Origin of the sequence: Oryzifoliimicrobium ureilyticum, assembly GCF_037199735.1 — a bacterium.
GTDB classification, from domain to species: domain Bacteria; phylum Pseudomonadota; class Alphaproteobacteria; order Rhizobiales; family Rhizobiaceae; genus Rhizobium; species Rhizobium ureilyticus.
The window spans coordinates 13,135-32,910 of sequence record NZ_JBBBVQ010000033.1; the positions used below are offsets into that span (position 1 = coordinate 13,135).

The 19,776-nt window shown below is 58.0% G+C and carries 19 protein-coding genes and 1 pseudogene; 2 read left to right on the forward strand and 18 right to left on the reverse strand.

What is annotated here, in order from left to right:
• Positions 1-128: 128 nt before the first annotated feature.
• The 17 genes and pseudogenes from VQ830_RS26835 to VQ830_RS26915 form a co-directional block, all read right to left on the reverse strand.
• A complete protein-coding gene (locus VQ830_RS26835) occupies positions 129-932 on the reverse strand; it encodes a ParA family protein (RefSeq protein ID WP_337271220.1) in 804 nt (267 codons plus the stop codon).
• 37 nt (positions 933-969) lie between these two features.
• Positions 970-1,206 carry a hypothetical protein gene (locus VQ830_RS26840; RefSeq protein ID WP_337271221.1) on the reverse strand — a complete coding sequence of 79 codons (237 nt, stop codon included), beginning with the start codon at positions 1,204-1,206 and terminating at the stop codon, positions 970-972.
• On the reverse strand, positions 1,206-4,001 hold the full coding sequence (locus tag VQ830_RS26845) for a chemotaxis protein CheA (RefSeq protein ID WP_337271222.1): 2,796 nt from the start codon (positions 3,999-4,001) through the stop codon (positions 1,206-1,208). Before VQ830_RS26845 ends, VQ830_RS26840 begins: the two co-directional genes overlap by 1 nt.
• A complete protein-coding gene (locus VQ830_RS26850) occupies positions 3,998-4,369 on the reverse strand; it encodes a response regulator (RefSeq protein ID WP_337271223.1) in 372 nt (123 codons plus the stop codon). Before VQ830_RS26850 ends, VQ830_RS26845 begins: the two co-directional genes overlap by 4 nt.
• A complete protein-coding gene (locus VQ830_RS26855; RefSeq protein ID WP_337271224.1) occupies positions 4,366-5,223 on the reverse strand; it encodes a CheR family methyltransferase in 858 nt (285 codons plus the stop codon). Before VQ830_RS26855 ends, VQ830_RS26850 begins: the two co-directional genes overlap by 4 nt.
• Positions 5,220-5,855, reverse strand: a complete 636-nt coding sequence (locus VQ830_RS26860) for a HEAT repeat domain-containing protein (RefSeq protein ID WP_337271225.1) — start codon at positions 5,853-5,855, stop codon at positions 5,220-5,222. The genes VQ830_RS26855 and VQ830_RS26860 overlap by 4 nt, the downstream gene beginning before the upstream one ends.
• Before the next feature lie 23 nt (positions 5,856-5,878).
• Positions 5,879-6,469 carry a CheB methylesterase domain-containing protein gene (locus tag VQ830_RS26865; protein WP_337271226.1) on the reverse strand — a complete coding sequence of 197 codons (591 nt, stop codon included), beginning with the start codon at positions 6,467-6,469 and terminating at the stop codon, positions 5,879-5,881.
• Entirely contained in the window at positions 6,466-7,125 is a 660-nt protein-coding gene (locus tag VQ830_RS26870; RefSeq protein ID WP_337271227.1) for a response regulator, read from the reverse strand. The genes VQ830_RS26865 and VQ830_RS26870 overlap by 4 nt, the downstream gene beginning before the upstream one ends.
• Before the next feature lie 6 nt (positions 7,126-7,131).
• Complete coding sequence (locus VQ830_RS26875) at positions 7,132-8,676, reverse strand: chemotaxis protein CheW (protein ID WP_337271228.1); 1,545 nt, start codon at positions 8,674-8,676, stop codon at positions 7,132-7,134.
• A gap of 12 nt (positions 8,677-8,688) precedes the next feature.
• On the reverse strand, positions 8,689-10,620 hold the full coding sequence (locus VQ830_RS26880; RefSeq protein ID WP_337271229.1) for a methyl-accepting chemotaxis protein: 1,932 nt from the start codon (positions 10,618-10,620) through the stop codon (positions 8,689-8,691).
• Between the two features lie 215 nt (positions 10,621-10,835).
• The gene (locus tag VQ830_RS26885) at positions 10,836-11,975 is read right to left on the reverse strand and encodes a methyl-accepting chemotaxis protein (RefSeq protein ID WP_337271230.1); all 1,140 of its coding nucleotides are present in this window, start codon (positions 11,973-11,975) and stop codon (positions 10,836-10,838) included.
• A gap of 235 nt (positions 11,976-12,210) precedes the next feature.
• Positions 12,211-12,579 (reverse strand): response regulator, encoded by a 369-nt coding sequence (locus tag VQ830_RS26890; protein ID WP_337271231.1) that lies wholly within the window; start codon positions 12,577-12,579, stop codon positions 12,211-12,213.
• A 283-nt stretch (positions 12,580-12,862) separates the two neighbouring features.
• The gene (locus tag VQ830_RS26895; protein ID WP_337271232.1) at positions 12,863-13,732 is read right to left on the reverse strand and encodes a helix-turn-helix domain-containing protein; all 870 of its coding nucleotides are present in this window, start codon (positions 13,730-13,732) and stop codon (positions 12,863-12,865) included.
• A gap of 344 nt (positions 13,733-14,076) precedes the next feature.
• Positions 14,077-14,907, reverse strand: a pseudogene (locus tag VQ830_RS26900) (IS5 family transposase).
• A 388-nt stretch (positions 14,908-15,295) separates the two neighbouring features.
• Positions 15,296-16,378, reverse strand: coding sequence for an alkene reductase (locus VQ830_RS26905; RefSeq protein WP_337271233.1), 1,083 nt, complete (start codon positions 16,376-16,378; stop codon positions 15,296-15,298).
• 40 nt (positions 16,379-16,418) lie between these two features.
• Positions 16,419-17,267: an alpha/beta fold hydrolase gene (locus VQ830_RS26910; RefSeq protein WP_337271234.1), complete on the reverse strand. Its 849-nt coding sequence runs from the start codon at positions 17,265-17,267 to the stop codon at positions 16,419-16,421.
• Between the two features lie 13 nt (positions 17,268-17,280).
• Entirely contained in the window at positions 17,281-17,991 is a 711-nt protein-coding gene (locus VQ830_RS26915; RefSeq protein WP_337271238.1) for an alpha/beta fold hydrolase, read from the reverse strand.
• A gap of 208 nt (positions 17,992-18,199) precedes the next feature.
• Here VQ830_RS26915 and VQ830_RS26920 point away from each other — a divergent pair, with 208 nt between their 5' ends.
• A complete protein-coding gene (locus VQ830_RS26920) occupies positions 18,200-18,697 on the forward strand; it encodes a winged helix-turn-helix transcriptional regulator (protein WP_337271235.1) in 498 nt (165 codons plus the stop codon).
• Here the strand turns inward: VQ830_RS26920 and VQ830_RS26925 are convergent.
• Positions 18,685-19,119 carry a winged helix-turn-helix transcriptional regulator gene (locus tag VQ830_RS26925; RefSeq protein WP_337271236.1) on the reverse strand — a complete coding sequence of 145 codons (435 nt, stop codon included), beginning with the start codon at positions 19,117-19,119 and terminating at the stop codon, positions 18,685-18,687. The genes VQ830_RS26920 and VQ830_RS26925 overlap by 13 nt on opposite strands.
• A 104-nt stretch (positions 19,120-19,223) precedes the next feature.
• Between VQ830_RS26925 and VQ830_RS26930 the strand changes: the two genes are divergently transcribed.
• Positions 19,224-19,776: quinone oxidoreductase family protein (locus VQ830_RS26930; RefSeq protein WP_337271237.1), on the forward strand; the 553-nt coding region annotated here is incomplete at its 3' end.

The following is a 19,776-nucleotide window of genomic DNA, read 5'->3' on the forward strand; positions in this document are numbered from 1 at the left end:
CGCACCTGCTGGGTAAGTCTCAGTGATGTCGGCACACGAACGATCAAGAACTTCATCCGCATGTGTTGACGGCCGCGAATTCAGACATTGTCGCAAGACAGAACTGTATCTTCCGTACAGACCGCGCGTCATGACCCGAGCCCCCAGCGCAGCACAATTGCTTCGGTCAGCCCGGCATAGTCCTGCGCACCGCGGCCGGATGGGGTATAGTCGAAGATTGGTTGGTGAGCAGCGAAAGCCTCGGCCAGCCTGATGTCCGAGCGGATCGGATCGAGAATGCGTTCGTTGCCAAATTCCTGGCGCAGGGACTCGATCATCCGCCTATGTACGAGGACATTCGAACTTGCCATAACAGGCAGCAGGGCGACGTGCCGCAGACGCGGTTCCGCGCCCAATCTCACGGAAAAAAAGACACGGCTGAACTGCCGTACGCCTTCGAAGGAAAGCGGATGCGGCACGAATGGCACGATGGCAGCATTGGCGGCCGTCAGTGCCGTCACCATCAACGCATCGAGAGACGGCGGCGTATCGATCACTACGACATCGTAGCTTTCGCGAATGCGCGGCACATCGAGCGCGCGCACTAGCAGGTCCGGCGCCAGGATGCCAGCGGGGTGCGGTGACCGGATGTCAGCAAGCGCAAGGTCAGGCAATCCCGTCTTTCCAGTGGCTGCGATAATGGCATGTTCCAGCGCTTCAGGACCGGTTGAGAACACGTCGTGCGCCGTTGGCTCGTTTCGTCCTGCGATAAGGCCGAACGCCAGCCCGGCATGGCCCTGGCTGTCGAAATCGATCAGCAGGGTGCGCAGGCCATGGCGAACGAGACCTGCCGCCAGATTCACCGCCGTCGTCGTCTTTCCCGTGCCGCCCTTCCGGTTGGCCACGGCAATGACGAAGGGGGGAGCCGCGTCCAGATCACTGAACCCGCTCATCTGCCGCCTCCGCAGTTCATGATGGTCCTCTCAAGCATCATGCACGTCCGAGGCGTTGAAGTGCCTGCGCACAGAACGGATCGGCCGGTAGAGCGGAAATACGGTTGCCGACGGCCGCGATCGCCTGCAGGCAAGCCGTGTGTAAATGGGTCACCTCGCGCATGTCTAACTCTGCCTTCCGGTTGTTGATGAGCCATTGTACGATCTCCTCGGCCTCCTCCACCGTGCAATTTTTCGACAGAACGACCTTTGTCTTCAGAAATCTGATGGTCATCAGAGGAGTTCCTTTAGGTTGACCACAAGTAGAACACTGCCGTCGCCGAGCAGGGCGCTGCCACTGAAGCCGGAGATGCCGGCGAGCGGTCCCTCGAGCGGCTTGAGGATGACGTCGATCGTCTGAGCGAAACCATCAACGATGATACCGACGGTTTGCCCGCCGACACGCACGACAAGCACGGCATATTCCCCGTCTGGGTTCGGCTGGGAAACGGTGTCGCTGGAAAGCAGCTGACTGGCATCGTAAAGCGGCACGATACGCCCTCGCAGGACTGCTGTTCGTTGGTCTTTGAAGGCATGAATGTCCGTGCCGGCGACGCGCACCGTTTCCACCACGCTTTCCATCGGAACGCCGTATTGCTGGCCAGCGATGTGCACCATCATCACGTTTGAAATGCTCATCGACAAGGGCAGCGACAGAAAAATGCGCGTTCCCTTGCCCTTTACGCTGGTCAGTTGCACCTGTCCGCCGACCTTCTCGAGGCTCGACTTGACGACATCCATGCCGACGCCCCGGCCGGACAGGCTAGAGATCTGGTCGGCGGTCGAGAAGCCGGCGGCAAAGACGAGTTGCACCGCTTCCGCATCGGTCAGCGTCTCCAGCCGCTGCTCGTCGATCAAGCCCTTTTCAAAAGCCTTGCGCTTGATGAGGTCGGGGTCGATGCCTTTACCGTCATCCTCGATCTCGATCAGAACCCGATCGCCTTCCTGGCTCGCGCGCACAGTCAGGCGCCCTTCTTCCGGCTTGTTCTGGCCCTTGCGTACCTCCGGCGTTTCCAGCCCGTGATCGAGGCTGTTGCGCAGGATGTGGATCATCGGATCGGCAAGCGATTCAACGATGTTCTTGTCAGCTTCGGTGTCCTCACCCTCGACCACCAGCCGCACCAGTTTGCCGAGCTGGCGCGAAACGTCGCGCACCAGCCGCGGAAAGCGTTGAAACACTGCGCCGACAGGCAACATGCGCACCTGCATGATGCCATCCTGCATTTCCTCCGCGATCCGGTTAATGATCGCATACTGAGATTTGATCTCGCGGCCAAGGTCACGCGAGCCGTAGTGATCCTCCGCCCGGGCAGCGAGATAGGGAAGTGCGTTCTTCGCAACGACCATCTCGCCGATAAGGTCCATGAGGCGATCAACTTTTTCCTGCGGCACTTTGAGAACCCGGACACCCCGGTCGGCGCCAGCCGCATCGACCGTCCGTTTGCCCGGATCCCCAGCATTTGGATCAAGCATCGCGGGACGTGGAGCCGGCGAGGGGGGCACGGAACGAGCATGAGCCGCCGAAGCCGACGCGCCTTCGAGAACGACTTCTCGAACCAGGGTCTCCGTGATAATCAGCGGCGGCTCAAGGGTCGGAACCTCGATATGTTCGCGCGCAGTTTCGGCCGAAAAGGAGAGCGTGTCGAGGAAAGCTATTAGTGGCGCCGCCTCTGCACCCTCAAGAGCGACATGCGTTGCCTCGTCAAGAGGCGCGAGGACATTCGTTTCGCCCGTGGCACCCAACAGGTTGGCAATGACGTTGCGAACGGAGCGGATACGTCCGGCAAGCTCGACCGGGCAGCTTGGCCGCTGCAGCATGACGATCTGGGTTTTGACAAGATCGTCCGCAAGACTTGCCTGTTCTGGATCGCTAGTCCGGCGCGCCGAGGCCCGCTCCCCTGCGGGCGCGTGAAGGGTTGGCATGGTTACGGGAGCCCGTTTTCCATCAACGGGGTCGACGTAGGACTGCCAATCCGGTAGGTCGTTTCTGGAAAGAGCGTCTAGCAGAAATGAGATGGGACCAACGCCAGCTCCGGTCTCCACAAGCCTTTTTACCCAACGAAGGGCTGAAGCGGCATGCAGTGCGGGATTGATCATGTCGAGCGCGGTGCTCGTGACGGCGAGCAGGCCGTCGATGTCTCCCGCCTCAAGTCTTTCCCGCGCCTGTTCCAGATAGATCGGGGCGATCATGGCATCGTCCACCGCGCCCACCGTCTTCGCCCCGCTTCCGCCCGACGGCAAAGCGAGCGCAACGGCCGGTACCGTGTAGAAGGCCGTCTGATCGCGGACATAGCGGAAATGGCGCTCTACCTCCTCGCGACTTGCCGAGCAGACGAGATCAAGCTGCAGGTTGCAGCGGTAGACGTCCAGTGCCGCGGCTTCAGGCCACGGCTCCGGCGTGGTGATGTCAAAGATAAGGATGCCGGGCGCCGTGCGCACTAGGAGAACTGGATCCTCACCCTTGAAAAAGCATTCAGGTTCCGGCCGGTAACGAATGGCGGAAAGGGATACCGGTGTCGCAGTCGCAATGGTCTGGAATGCCGCAAGCCGCTCGCAATCGGGAACGCGGCCAAGCCATAACCAGCCGGAAGGCGGATCAACGGAAGACGGCTCCTCCTCGGAAAGACCAATGGCTTGCTGTTCGCGCGCCGTCAGGAGGTTGCGCAGCCGGACAGCAATATCGGCCGACTGGGCGGAATATTCCGGTCGGATCGCGCCGTGGCTCTCGACGTCCTCCAGGAGCCGGTTGACAAAGTCCATGGCTTCCAAAAGCGCATCTGTCAGCGCAGGCGTCATCTCCATCGTGCTGTCGCGCACTCGATCCAGAAGATCCTCGGCGGCGTGGACGACGCTGGTGAGGCTCGGCATATCGAAAAGCCCGGAATTGCCCTTTAGCGTATGGACGGCACGGAAGATCTCGCCGATCATATCTTCGTTGCCGGGATCTTCCTCCAGCGACAGCAGCTTCTGGCCGATCTGCTCGAGGAAATCGCGGCCCTCGATCAGGAATTGTTCGAAAAGAGGGCTCATTGGGCGTCTCCCGTGAGAAGATGGGCGACACGCGTCAGGGCTTCTGGCTTGGTCGGCTTCGTCATGTAGTAATTGGCCCCGGCGGCCCATGCGGCATCACGATCTTTGTCCTCGGCCTCGGTCGATACCATCACCGCCGGCGCCTGATGGAGGTCGGCGTTCGAGCGAAGTTCGCGCAGGAACCTGTAGCCGTCCATTTTCGGCATGTTGACGTCCACGACGAACAGGTCGTAGTGCTTCGTCAGCGCCTTTTCGAGCGCTTCTACGCCGTTGATGCTCTCGTCGACTGCAAAGCCGGCTTCAGACAGGACCTGGCGGTGGTACATGCGCACCGTCGTCGCATCGTCTATGATCAGGATATGTTTCATGCGGAGACTTCTCCCGGCAATGGCTTTTGGTAGACGATGGTGCTGCCAAAACGGCGCACCTTGAACAGGCTTGAAATTCGGCTCATCGATTCTGAATGGCCCAGACAGATGAACGCCCCAGGGCTCATGGTTTCATAAAAGGCTTCAGCCGCAGCGCGCCTCGACATGTCATCGAAATAGATGAGGAGGTTGCGGCAAAAGATAACATCCACCCGGCTGAACCGCGCCAGATCGACGGTGTCATTGAGATTGGTCCGCACGAACTCAACCGAATCCCGCAGGTCCTGGCAGATCTGCCAGTTCCCGTCCCTGAGTTTGGTAAAATACTTCTTCAGTTGGCTCGGGGACACGCCCTGGACGGAGCGCTGCGAATAGATGCCGGTCTGTGCGCTGGTGAGGATGGTTGTATCGATGTCGGATCCGAAGATCTCGACGTCATACCGATCGATATGCGCCCACCTCTCCATGAGATGGATCGCGATAGAATAGGGTTCTTCGCCCGAAGAGCATGGCATCGACCAGATGCGGATCGGGTCGCCTGACCGTTTCTGACGGACGATTTCCGCGAGGATGAAGTCGGTCAAACAATCGAACTGGTAAGCTTCCCGGAAGAAGTAGGTCTCGTTGACCGTCATGAGATTGGTCAGCACCTGCGTTTCGCTTCCAGATGGATTGAGCCGAAGTAGGCGGAAATAGGTATTGAAATCTTGGCTGCCGGTCGCCGAGATCCGGTCGGTGAGCCGACGGTCGACAAAATAGCGCTTGCTGTTGTCAAAGTGGATGCCTGTCTTGCGATAGAAATATTCAGAGAACCGCGCGAAATCATCTGAAGTAATATCTTTTACTGCGCTCATGCTGTGCTTCCGATCCGACGCAGCGCATTTTCAGCCGAGAACGTCACGAAGGGCTGATCCGGGAACCGAGCGATAGCTGCGCGGAGAGCAGGAACGGATGCCGATGACCCGACCTCGTAGAGAAGATCGAGCGCCGTGCCGACCACGTTGATATTGGTGTCCATGGTGATGACGGCGACGAGCCAATCCTCGACAGCCGGGTGGCGCAGGGCTTCCAGCACGTTGACAAGAAAGATGCGAACATCCGGGTCAGGATCGTCGAGTAGCGCTTCCATACGCGGGGCCACATCTGCAGGCAGTTCTTTCAGAACGTCGATGGCGATGTTGCGCAACGCGGCATCATCGGACCGGAGCAGTGGCATCAGGCCTTCCACGACGGGCTCTCCGCCGAGACGGGCGAGTTCAACGGCGATGACGTCCCGCGTCGAGCGATCGTTCTCGGCGACAAGGTGTCGACACAGAGCATCAATGGCTGGCGCGCCGCCGCTGATCCCGAGGCTGCGGATCGCGCAAAGGCGAACGGTTTGATCATCGCTCCGAAGAGTTGCGACCAATTCAGCAATCGGACGCTCACCGATCGGGGCGTGACTGGCGTCGGATAAGTCGCGTGTTTTAGGTTTCGTGATCGGCATGGCTATCTATCCTCTCCGATTCGTCATGCTCGGCCGATCCATTGCCGAATCTGTTGAGCAATCTTTCCGCTGGGAAGCACGCATTCCGCGCCGCCGCGCTTGATCAGCTCGGCTGGCATCCCGAAGATGACAGCGGTCTCGTCGCTCTCGGCGATCGTCCGACCGCCGGCTTTCCTCAAATCCGTCATCGCCTGAGCGCCGTCATGTCCCATGCCAGTGAGCTGGACCGCGATCAGCTTTTCAGCCGGAACAAGTCCGGCTGCTGACTGCACCATAAGTTCCACCGATGGATGCCATGTATGGGCCGGGGACTCGGGCCGGTTGACGATGACGAGCTTGCTGCCGCGCTGAGCGACGACCATGTCCGTGCCGCCACGCGCAATGTAGATCCGCCCAGGCCGCAGTTCCTCCATACTCACCCCTTCGCGAACCTCCAGTGGGCAGAGCCCGTCGAGGCGCGACGCAAGCGATGCCGTGAACGAAGGCGGCATATGCTGGGCGACCAGCACAGGCCACGGAAGCGTAGCTGGCAGAAACGGCAAGACCTCCTCGAGCGTGCGAGGACCCCCGGTGGAAACGCCGATCAACACAAGACCGAACTGGCTATCGCTCACCGGATAAGTGCGCTTGCGAACTGCCGCGTCCTTGATGAGCGAAGCCCGGGCAGAAGCTGCGGCAGGCGCCGAAGTCGATACCGGGACGGGCGACGTGTAGCGCTCGCCGCGCCCCGGGCGCCCCCGGATGCGCGCCTCAGACGCAGCTCTGACTTTCTGAACGATGCTGCCAGAAATGGCGTCGATCGAAAGCGAGATCGTTCCTCCGGGTTTGGCGATGTAGTCAACGGCCCCAAGCGCCAGAGCCTCCAACGTTGCCAGGNGCGCGCCTCAGACGCAGCTCTGACTTTCTGAACGATGCTGCCAGAAATGGCGTCGATCGAAAGCGAGATCGTTCCTCCGGGTTTGGCGATGTAGTCAACGGCCCCAAGCGCCAGAGCCTCCAACGTTGCCAGGGCTCCTCTTTCTGTCAGGGAAGACACCATGACGGTCGGCGTTGGCCGCTCTGTCATGATGTGTGCGAGAGCCGTCAGCCCATCCATTTCCGGCATGTTGATATCGAGCGTGACAACGTCGGGCTTGAAGAAGGACAACTCCGTCAAGGCCTCCCGCCCAGTTCGGGCGATATGCACTTCGAAACCTTCCGCGTTCAGCAGCGTCGTCAGATGCTTTCGCATCAGCGCGGAATCGTCCACGACAAGAACCTTGAGTGGCATGCTCGACTACGCCTCCAGATCCGCGAGTTCCGTCTCCGACAGGAGAGCATCGGGATCCATCAGTATGATCATGCGCTTCTGCCGCTCGAGATTGGCCACACGTCCGAGGATGCGGCGCTGGTCTGACGAGAGGCGGGGCGAGTGTTCGATGGCGTTCCGCGGAATTTTCAGAACCTCAGTGACGCTATCCACGATGAAGCCTGTCCGCTGGCCGTTCAGAGCGTAAACCATGATGCGCTGGCGGTCGTTCCGCTCGATGTCCTCAAGGCTCAGCCGCCGACGCTGGTCGATTACCGGTAGGACAGCGCCCCGAAGGTTTATGACGCCTTCCACGAAGGAGGGTGACGTGGGAACCCGCGTCAGGCTCTCGGGTATCCGCACTATCTCGTGTACCGCGGCGATCGGCACGCCGAACTCCTCGCTGCCGAGACGAAAAACGACGACCTGCTCCTCGTCCTCCGCAATATCACGCTCATCCATATCGCTATCGGCGTCGATCATGTCAGTCTCCATGGCGCTTGACTCAGCCAGTGCCGTCTTCATGGCGGCATTGGCGAACATCTGGACAGTATCGAGGATCGAGACAAGCCGCTTGCCACCTTCCAGGCGGCAGACAGCCGATATTTCCTCGAGCCCGCCACGGCTTGCGAGGATGGCCGGAAGGGTTTCGGCCTGATCTCGCGGCACCCGCAGAACCTCGTCGACACTGTCGGCAACGACACCAACGGCCTGACCTTCGCTGAGCCCGAGAACGATGATGCGTTGGGCTTCATTCTCGATCTTTTCCGGCAAGCCGAGAAGGACCCGCAGCGATACGAGTGGCAGCAGCCTTTCCCGGAGTGTCATGAGGCCGAGCACGTGCAGCGGAGCGTTGGGAATCGCGACCACCCGGTCTGGCATCTGGACGATTTCCTGAACAGCGGCGATGTCGGCTGCATATTCCTGTCCCTCGACCGTGAAAGACACGAGCTGGATTTCGTCGGCGTTGACCTCGTCCTCTTCTTCATTGGATGCCGCCGCGACATCGGCCGTAATGGCAATGCCGGATTTGCCGCTGTCCATGGGCGTTCTCACGAACTCCCGGGCTATGATTTGGGCGAAGTCGAGGATCATAATGATCTCGCCATTCGACAGCTTGACCATGCCCGTCAGAAGACGGGCATCGACGCTGGCGCCAATCGTCTTTGCTGGCTCGATATCGGACTCGTCGACCGCAATTACACTTGCAACCCGATCGACTACAAAGCCGAGGGGCGTCCCCAGATTGATAACGAGCGCGCGGGTGGCATCAGTATCTTTGATGTCCGCGAGACCGAAGATGCGACGGAGATTAACAATCGGCAGGATACGACCGCGCAGATTTGCGAGGCCGAGGAGGGAAGGGGGCGCCAGGGGAACCTGCGCCAGATTGGGGACGCGGATGATTTCTTGGACCGGCGCCATGGGCGCCGCAAAAATCTCTCCTTCTACCGAGAACGTGACGAACTGATTGCTTCTCGTCTCAACGTCGGGCGTGTCTTCCATATCTGAGATGGCTTGGTCAAATGACATGGTACGATCCGATCAGGCTGCGGTCTGAAGTTCGTCAGCGAGGGAAGCGATTTCCTCGACGGCTCGAACGAGTTCCTCCGCGCCCTGGGACTGCTGGCGTGCCGCGGTCGATGCTTCGTCAGCCGCACGTTCCGATTGCTGGGCAGCTGCCGAAATCTGGTCGATTCCCAGCTTCGTCTGAGAGATTGCGGCAGCGATCTCGTTGGCGCTTGCAAGAATTTCCGCGGCACCATTGAGAACGTCCGCTACTTCGCCTTCGATCGCCACCAGGTTGGTCGTCGTGGTGTTGGCCTTCTCGACTTCGCTCAGCGCTGCTTCGACCATCTCGTCGAGATCTCTGCTCACGGTGTTGATCTGATCTTGCACCGCCTTGACGAGATCCTTGATACTGTCGGCATTCTCGGCCGAATCACGTGCGAGATTGCGGATGTCGGTAGCAACGACGGCAAAGCCCTTGCCAAACTCGCCGGCGCGTGCAGCTTCGATCGAGCCGTTGACGGCCAGCATGTTCGTCTGCACCGAAACCGTCGCGATCGCTTCGACGATCTTGTCGATGCGGCGTGAGACAACTGCGAGATCCTTGACCTGACTGATGCTGATGCGCGTCGAGGTCGCCGAGTTCTGAATTCCGCCAATGAGGGCGTCTACGGAAGTCTTGTTGCGTGCAAGTAGGCTCTTCATGGCCGTTAGCCTGTCGACGCTTTCTGTGGCGCGCCCTTGAGCGATTTGCAGCCCACGCTCGATCTGGCCCATGGCCGCCGCAGACTCAGCAGTTGCTGATGCGGATGCCTGCGAGCCACGGCGGATCTCATCTAGCGCGGTTTGCACCTGGCTCGAGGAGCGGTTGATCTCCTGGATGGCGGACGACAGTTCCTCTGACGATGACGCCATTTCTTCAGAGCTCTTGGAGATATCGGTGGAGTTCTTCAGGTCTTCTGCCAGCTCGGTCAGAATCTGGGCGGTCTGCTCGCACTGCGCCAGCGCCTGGGACTGCTCCTGCACCGACTTTGCTGATTCTTCGGCCGCGGCCGACTGTTCCTCGGCTGCGGCCGCAATTTCTTCAGAGCCCTTGAGAGCCTGAAGAGCCGCTGCGTTTGACTGGACGGCACCGGCCGCAATTTCGCGGATGCCTGTCAAAACCTGGATCGCATCTTGCCGGATCTGTTCCAACTGCTCGCTAACGAGCTTGCTCTTCTCGATTTCGTCGTTGATTGCCTCTGCAGAAGCGTTGATGCCGGTCGTGATGCTCTTCACATCAGCCTGAATCTGGCCGACCAGATCGGCGATCTGCTTGGCGGATTTTTCGGAGGTTTCTGCAAGCGTACGCACTTCATCGGCGACGACGGCAAAGCCCTTGCCATGCTTGCCGGCACGGGCTGCCTCGATAGCCGCATTGAGGGCCAGAAGGTTCGTCTGATCGGCAATGCGCCCGACAGCCTTGACGATATCTCCGATATTGGCTGCTTGCTTTTCAAGCTCGGCGATGAGTTCGACGGAGGCTTTCTGGCGGTTGGCGGCAACGCCGACGTTCGCGATCAGCGCAGCTACCTCGTTGTTCGTCCGCAGGACAATCGCCTGCGTATTCTCCATCTTCGCCTGGCCCTTTTCAGATGCACGCATCTGGCGCGTGATCGAGTCACCCATCTGGCGGCAAGCGACCAGCGATTCCTGTGCGGCATTTGAGGCTTCAGTGGCACCGGCCGCAATCTGGTCGGACGCCCGCTTTAGCTCCTCTGCTGCCGACGCCGCTTCGTTGATGCCGGCCGCGATCTCGGCCGTTGCCGCGGCAATGCGCTCAGCAGCCTGCTGCTGCTTGGCGAGCGTGCGCGCGCGTTTGCGTTGCTGGTCGGCATCGCGTGAAGTCGATGCGTTGCCGACGCGCGTGGGGCCCGAGCCGACCATCGCGTCGCTGATCTGCCTCTGGTATTTTTTAACGAGTGTCATGAATGTCTCCGCCAGGGTAAACTTGTGAAAGGCAGGCAGAGGTTTTCTATGGGGGCTTGCGCGAGATTGGATTTTGGCTTCCGGCCTAGCTAGAAGCGCGCTTATATTGCACCTTGGCAATACATGTTCACTTACGGAATAGCTCGTGAACCAATTCCATGCTGTCGCGTCCTTTAAACGGACCCGAAGCTGTTGAGAGACGCCACCGCCTCCAATCAAAAAAGTTCGATACTGACGACAGGCGCTGCCACTGCACCACCAGTTCCAAGCACCGCGCTGTGGATGTCCCGCTGCTCTCGCATGACATAGAATGAGGACATTTTTTCGAGTTTTTCTGTCAACGTCTCGATTCCCATGATAGTCATGGGCGTTGCGAGACCTTGACGCATTTCTCCGATATGTTTCTCGACTTCTTGCGCCATCGACGTGATCTGCTCGATCTGCTGGCGCACAATATCCTGAAACTGGATGCTGCCCATCATAGACAGAATCGGCTCAGCGATATCCTCGTTCTCAGACTTCACGCGTCCGAGAACTTCGCGCTGATGCTGCAGAAGCAAGAGAAGATTGGTTGTGAGTAGGCCAAGCGCATCCGTGACCTTGCCCATGGCCTGCGTCTCAGTGTCCTGTCTCTTCCGTGATTGTTCCCTCAGATCGGCGCCCACGGATGCCATTAGCCCGGATACGCGCTCGTGGACGTTATCGGCAAGATTCCGCACCTCACCTGCCAGCGAACGGATTTCATGTGCTATGACCGCGAAGCCCTTTCCCAGATCACCGACGCGCGCAGCCTCGATCGATACGTTGAGGGATAGCATGGTGGTTTGGCGCGCGATCTGCTGTACACCGTCTAGGACCTCAAGAACGCTGTCGGTTTCCGCTGCTAGCTTGGACTGGAAAGCGATGGAATCGAGTGAGGACTGCTTCTGCTCCTCCGCAAGGTTGACCAGATGCTGTCGACAACCGGAAAGTTGATCCTCGATGCGTCCGAGAATGCGTTCCGAACTATCGCTCGAACCGGCACTCTGTAAAAAGCTCATGAGCGTGGTCACGCGCTGGTCGACGTCAAGGAGGCTCGCCAGTAGGCTTTCCGCAGCATTCTGGCTGACGGTCGCGACGGAATGAAGCTGCTGCTTCAAAAGGTCCACGTAGACCGGATATTCGCTAAGGTGCGATGCAAGCCGTTCAATGTCGGCCGTCATCGGTTCTAGGACGCCGATTCGTTCCGTAACAGACCTATCGAAATCGATGACATTGTCTGCGCGATGGTCGCGGGCCACCAAAACACGCGGCGGTTCCGCGACGATCTTTTTACCCGTGTCCCCGCAGCTGGGTTCAGCACCGTCTGTGATCATGTTCGTCCGTAGGGCGCGGCTCCCCAAAGCGTGGCCAGTCCAAAAGGTTATCGCGAGAAGACTTGTCGCAAAAAATGATATAAAAAGAGTGCGCATCTGCGGGAGCAACAATGCGCATGCCGCAAACGTTGCTAAGAGCATAGCTGCAAACATCGCCGTTGTGCGCTTTGATCGAAAAGGCGTCATTGTTCAAACTTTCGGTAGCGTAAACGCAACGACGGCACAATGCCAAGAGTCAGGCGACCATGACCTGCCGAACAACCTGCAGTAGTGCGGCTGGCTCGACGGGTTTTACAAGCCAGCCGGTCGCGCCGGCGGCCTTCGCGGCCGCACGCTTGTCCTGCTGCGAGTCCGTTGTCAGAACAAGCATTGGCGTGAAGCGGGTCGGGGGGAGTTTACGTAGCCGGGCAATGAGCTCGACGCCATGCATGCCAGGCATATGGTAATCCGTGATCACCAGAGAAGGCGCCAACCCCCGAGTAATTATATCGACCGCTTCCTGCCCGTGTGACGCTGTCCTAAAAGCAAGGCCTGCCTTCGTCAGAATGCTCGATAGGCTGGAGAGCATCGTGGTTGAGTCGTCAACAAGCAAAATGGGCTTCATAGATTGTCTCCTGGTCGATCAGGTTTTCGGGCGAGGCACCTCATCTTCTACCAATGCGGACGATGCAGGCGGGTCGGCCTAATTGCCGACGAGTGAAGTCAATGTGAGGTTCCAATGATTGATGATTACTTATGCTTCCACGGGAGGGAGTTCTTTTCTGCACATGAAAAATACTTTTGCGCGATAATGTCCTGCTGGTTGGCGAGATGATGATCCTAGCAAACATGAATTGCATATCTTTGAAGGGAGCTTCTAGAGCGATTTCTGTCGACCGAAGTTGTCCTTAGTCCTTCTGCAATTGCGCGCCTGCTTTCGTGCTGAGCTGCACGTCGTGTCGTGCCTGCGCTGGAGATATTCCGTACGTCTTCTTGTAGCTCTGGCCAAAAGCCGCGTAGGAGCCGAAACCCCACATTTGCGCGATCGATTTTAGGGGAACATCAAGGTTTGTTGTGACCATTTCGTGAGCACCGCTCAAGCGCAATAGCCGCTGATACTCGCTGATAGTCTGGCCAGTCACAGATTGAAACGCGTATTGCAGCGTCCGCTTGCTGACAGAACTGAGATCAGCAAGCGCCTGTGGCGCGATGTTACGCCACGGGTTGTCGTGAATATGTCCCAGTGCCCGTTTGACGTGCCGAGGTGCGATGGTTGGTGTATCTTCCAGCGTCGCGAGATAGTTGTTGGGAAACAGTAGGAGAAAACAATCGACAACAAGGTTGCGCAAACTGGCCTTGCTGCATCCAAGTAAGCTCTTCATCTTCATGATCGGCATCGTTGGCAGCACTTGTAATTGATCCCTTAAAAGACGGAGGCTTTCAAGATCAGAGTCTGGAACCTTGGTGAATTCTATATGACGACCGGGCGGCCGATCCATCAAAGTAGCGAGGCGCTCACGAAACAAAGCGTTGGGGATGCTAACCGACACATATTCACATCGGTCCTCAACCCGCAGGATTTCAGCTCTTTCATTGGAAAGCGCGGCAATACTAAAATACTCATACTCCGTCTTGCTTATTTGACGGGTCAAGTTGCCGAGATGACAGAAGAGGAAGATCGTTGTTTCCGGCTTGGGATGCAGCGAAAACTCAAGTTTACCTTGCAGAGCATGCCATTCGAAGCAAATTTCACCAAAAGCTATTTTGTCATAAGACACAGAAGTAATGTCTCCGCCGAAAGTGAGCGTCGAAAATTAAAACGCCTTTGACAGAATTAACCCCAGCTGGTCCCGAGCAAATGACCCGATACAAATGGGAACGCCAACCCAGCATGTTGGGGTATAACAAGCGTCATGAATATTTTAAAAGTGGATTTTGAGGTGGTTGATCGTTTGTTCGTTATATTAATAGATTTTTCGCATATTATATATTTATACGCCTGAGCTTCGCGAAGAGGATCGCGATATGCAGCTGCTTCCTTGTATCAGTTCCGACAATTTCGGTCCGGGCTTTCTAAGCCGCTGCATGCACCTGCTACGTAAGAGTCGGACTCGAAAAGCCTTCAACGATATCGATACCTTGCAAGCCGTCTGGTGATTAGGCGAATGTGGGCAATCATAATCCAGGCCCGTGATGAGGCGAGGGGCTTTTCGACACCCTTTACCGGTCTGCGGCATATTCCGAGCCAGGCGAAGGTGCACTCGACGACCCAGCGGCGGGGTAGGACTTCGATGCCTTTCGCCTTGTCCGAGCACCTGATGATCTTAATCGTCCAGCCGCCGATCTTCTTCAGCCGCCGCTTCACTTGTTGCCCGCGTAACCATCGGCGAAGACGTGCAGCAGCCATGGCCACCTGTAACGATTGGTTTTCAGGAGATCGGGAGCACCGTCGCGATCCCGGGCATCAGTGCTGTGCACCATGAGGCCGACCATCAGACCCAGTGTATCGAAGATGATATGACGCTTGCGGCGTTTGGTCTTCCTTCCCGCGTCATAGCCCCAGATACTGCCGCTTTCCGTGGTTTTGACGCTCTGGCTGTCGAGTACACCGGCCGTCGGTGAGGCCTCTCTGCCCTCCGGTTCGCGGGCTTCCATTACCAGATGATGGTTGATGCGTGACCACAGCCCCAATGCCCGCCATTCATAGAAATAGCGCAGGACCGTCGAGCAGGGAGGAAAATCCTTTGGCAGCATGTTCCACTGACAACCCGATGTGACTATTTAAAGCAGTGCGTTGACGACTTCGCGCAAATCCGTGGTGCGAGGGCGATCCAAGCGGCGGGGCATCGGAAGAAAAGGCTCTACCAGTGCCCATTCCCGATCCGTCATAATCGCTTGCGTAGCGTGCCGTTCGCCGGGCATAGTGCCGACGGGTGAGGTCTGTCCAGGCCATCGCGAACTCCATCTGATCTCCGCAATTCGAAGAAATCATAACCTGTTGAAATCACCCACCTCTTTTTGAGGCAGCCTCTAATCGCGGGGCCGCGCTCTTTGGGAGAACAAGCAGGACTCTTTAGTGGAAGAAGACGAGTTCCCCAAGATTGACCTCAATGAGAGGGCTCTTACTTACGGTAAGCTGCTTGAGTGAAAATGACCCGACACCTGCTTTCCCTCAAGTTTCGGGGATCAGAGCATTCGTCCAGTCTAAGTCTGTGACCAATGCTATAGCGATCAAAAGATATGTGCCTTTATACCGGTAGCTCTAATCCTTGATAACTTGGGGCTCAGGTCACAGCCCTCCTGTTTTCGGAGGACACGTCGGGCGTAAATGCCTTTTCCTGTCAGTCTGAAGCTAACGAAGTCGCTGCAGGGTAATCGGTGTAGCCTTTAGCTCCTCCACCGTAGAGCGTTGCAGGATCGATGGATGCGATCGGCGCACGCGTGCGCATGCGTTCAACGAAATCCGGATTGGCGATGAACGGGCGGCCGAAGGCGAACAGATCGGCCCGACCCGCCGCAAGCGCAGCTTCCGCCCGGTCGCGATCATAATCGTTGTTCGCAATGTAGCTGCCGGAGAAGATCTGTCGGAGCCGGGAGTAATCAAATGAGACAAGGGAAGGGTTCATCTCGAACACGTGGATGTAGGCGATGCCGATCCTGTCGAGACCAGCAACGATATGTTCGAACTGGGCCTGAGAACCACTGCTATTGAGATCGTTCATAGGCGAGATCGGCGAGAGGCGGATACCAGTACGGGCTGCACCCACTTCGTCGGCGACCGCCTGAGTGACCTCAAGCATTAGCCGCGCGCGATTTTCGATCGAGCCGCCATAGGCGTCCGTTCGAATGTTTGCACCGTCCTGCGCAAACTGATCGAGCAAATAGCCATTGCCGGCATGAATCTCGATCCCGTCAAATCCCGCTTGTATCGCGTTGGCGGCAGCGCGGCGATAATCCCCGATGATGTCGGGGATCTCAGCCAAATCCAACGCTCGGGGTGGAGAGACGCGCTCGAAGCGATTGTTGACAAAGATCTGAGCCTGCGAGTGGATCGCTGATGGCGCTACGGGAGCGGCGCCGTCCGACTGAAACGCGACATGGCTGACGCGTCCGACATGCCAGAGCTGAGCGAATATCTTTCCGCCCTTAGCGTGGACTGTCTCAGTCACTTTGCGCCACCCCGCTACCTGCTCGGGGGAGAAAATGCCCGGCGTGTCCTGATAGCCCTGGCCCTGCCGGGAAATCTGAGTCGCTTCGGAGATGATGAGCCCGGCAGTGGCGCGTTGGCCATAGTATTCTGCCATGAGCTCGGTTGCGACCAGCCCCCCGCCTGCGCGATTTCGCGTCAGCGGAGACATGACGATGCGATTGGCAAGACTCAGGTTGCCGAGGGAGTAGGGTTCGAACAAGGTATTTTCGGTCATTACGAGCCTTATCGTGAAATGAGGTGGAACAGGGCCGCGATCAGGCTTCGTTGAGAAACTGGATTGCATGTCCAAGGAAGCGTTCGGGATATTGGAACTGGGCGCCGTGTCCGGAATCCGGGTAGAGGACAAGCTGAGCGTCCGGGATGACCTGCGCCATGTTGAAGGCGTTGACAGTCGGGATCATGACGTCGTCGATGCCGTTCAAAATGAAAGTGGGTTGCTTGATCGCCCTCAGATGCTCGAGGGGGGCGTTTGGATCGACCGGTGTCAGCCAAGCGATATTTGCTTCCATCTGCGCCTGCATCGCTAGCAGAGAAGTAGGCCTATCTTGGTCGACGCGCTGGTGGCGACGTTCCCAGAAGTCGTGTCCTGCTTGAACTGCCGCCTCAGAGCGTCCAAAGAACAGGAAGAGAAAGTCATCGACAAGTGGCTCAGGCCGCGTCGCGATGGGTATGACGCGTTCGTCGCTACCGAAGGTGCCACCACGGGGCCCGGTGCCAAGCAGCAGCAATCTGCGGATGAGGTCCGGATGCCGCAGCACTACATCCTGCGCCTGCATGCCGCCGATCGAGAATCCGAGCAGATCGGCTTGTCCCAGACCAAGCGCAACAATGAATGCCGCAATATCATCGGCCATATCTTCGATCCGATTGCGCGGCGCGCCGGAGGACGAGGCGATACCGCGACCATTATAGAGAATCACTTCACGGCCAGCCGCGAGACCGTCGGTCATCACTGGATCCCAGTGATCCATTCCACCGCGAAAATGCTGAATCAGGATAAGTGGCGGCTGCCCGTTCGCTGCATTGCCGAAGCGGCGATAGGCGATGTTTTCACCGTCAACGGCGATGAACCGTGTGAGAGCGCTACTATGGGTATCGGTCATGGCCATACTTCCTTCAGGTTGGTGGGAAGAGGAGGCGTGCCTGGCAACTGACGTAAGAACTCAAGCGCTGCGGGCACGAAAGCGCGGTGGTGCTGGAAAATGCCGCCGTGGCCGGCGTCTTCATAGATCGCCAGTTTCGCGCCAGGGATGCGGCGGGCGAGATCGTGTGAGTTGGCGTCGGCACCATCAGGTCATCGTCACCGTATGCGATGACGATCGGCTGGTTAATGACCGACAGATCTTGGGGAGCCTGCCGGCCCCAGCGCTTGATCGCGGTCAATTGCTTGGCGAACGACGCCAAGGCGATCGGCTTATCGTGGGCTAAAGCGCGCTCTTTTAGCCGGGCGATGAGCCCATGCACCGCGCGCCGGCCGTTTGAAGTTCGCGGGAAGAATAGATAGACCTTCGGATCCTGGAAGGTCAATGCAGCCTCGATCATCGACCCAATGAGGATCAATAGCCGGACGAGTGTGGGATGATCAAGAACGATCTGCTGCGCGATAAATCTTCCCTTGGAGAAGCCAAGCAGATCGACCTGTTGGAAGCCCATCGCCCTGATGAAGGCGACAGCGTTGCGCGCCATGCTGGCAATGTCGCGAGGGCTGGTGCCGCTCGATGCTCCGACACCGCGATTGTCGAGCATCAAGATGCGATGCTCTGCGGCAAGGCCATCGACAATGCTTGGGTCTAAATTGTCCAAAGTCGCGGCGAGGTGGTTCAGCATCACGATGGAACTCCGGTGCGAAAACATACATCGCGATAGGCAAACTCGATGCCATCAACCGCAATTCTTCGGTTGGGAGTTGTGATGAAGCTGTCGATACCCATCAGACCTGCTCCAGGCGCGAACGGGCGAAAACCACATCCAGGCTCTTGTTTTCGGATGAGCTACATGTATACTTCAATTATTGAAGTTACAAGGGTCTTCGATCGTGAAAGTGAAATCCTTCTCCGGAATGCGTTGCTCGATGGCCGGAGCCTTGGAGGTGATTGGTGATCGCTGGGCACTTTTGCTGGTTCGCGATCTTGCACTTGGCATACATCGCTATGACGCCCTCCGAACTACCACCGGCATTCCTGCTGCTACTCTCGCGACGAGACTAAAGCAGCTCACCGAGAGCGGCTTGGTGAAACGCGTTCGGTACCAGGAACGACCTCCGCGCGATGAGTATCATCTGACGGAAAAGGGTCGTGATCTCTGGAAAGTCACGCTCGCGCTGCGTGAATGGGGGGATCGGTGGGATGCTAGTGGCTTCGGCGTACCGATGGAGACAGTCGACCGTGCAAATGGTCATCTTGTAAGCCTTGCCCTGGTCGATTGTGAAACAGGCGCGACGGTACCGGTTGAGCGCGCAGCGCTACGTCCCGGTCCAGATGCCGACAACACGGTCAGACGACTTCTATCCGGGGTAGACATTCAGGCGCAATGAACCTCCGCGAGGGCTATGAGCGCCCCAACGCCTACTCGTGGTCGAAATCCTTGATCACCCCGGCCGCGATCAAACCGCTGCTTGGCCGCCTCGATCTCTGCGCCACGAGCAACGGTCCACTGGAAGAGAGCTTGGAAGGGTTCCTTGAGCGACTGGCCTAGGTGCGAGACCGTATATTCGATTGCAATGGGCGACACGAGAATGACCGCGCGTTTGAGCAATCCCAGACGCTCGAGCTGGCGCAGTGTTTGCGTGAAAGTCTTCTGCGTGACGCCGTCAAGCTGGCGACGCAGAGCATTGAAACACAAAGCGTCAGGACATAGAGCGGCGACGATTGGGATCGACCATTTATCGGCAATCTGATCGTAGATCATGCGACTGAGATGATCGCTGTGTTCTGTGGGGCGGAGAGCTTCGGCCATAAAGGTATCCTCGAAGATACTAGATGTCTTTGAAGTGCCTAATTGACACTAGGTATCTCATGAATACTTATTGCGGATATGTCTGGCAATGAGAGATATCCAACATGAAAGCAGTGCGTTTCCACGAAACAGGCGGCCCCGAAGTCCTGATTTATGAGGATGCGCCCGACCCCGTTCCGGGGCCTGGTGAAGTGCTCATCAAGGTCGAGGCTGTCGGAATGAACTTTGCGGACATCATCCGTCGTCGCGGGGACCCCTATCCTGAGGCGTCACCCACCCCATTCATCCTCGGTGCCGAAACCGCTGGCACGATCGCAGCATTGGGAGAAGGTGTAACCGATATTCCTGTCGGTCTGCCCGTTCTCGCAGCACCTGGTGCTGGCGGCTATGCCCAATATGTGTCCGTTCCGGCCGCGACGATCATTCCGCTCCCCGAAGGTTTCGACGCTGTCGCGGCTGCAGCCCTGCTTGGCCACGGCCTTACAGCTGCGATCACGCTGAGGCAGGCTGCCAAGATTCAACCGGGCGAAACCATCCTCATCGAAGGTGCGGCTGGAGGTGTCGGATCGTTCGCAATCCAGCTCGCCAAGCTTTACGGCGCAGGCAAGATTATTGCCGCTGCGAGCACACCTGAAAAGCGCGCCAAGGCCGAAGCCC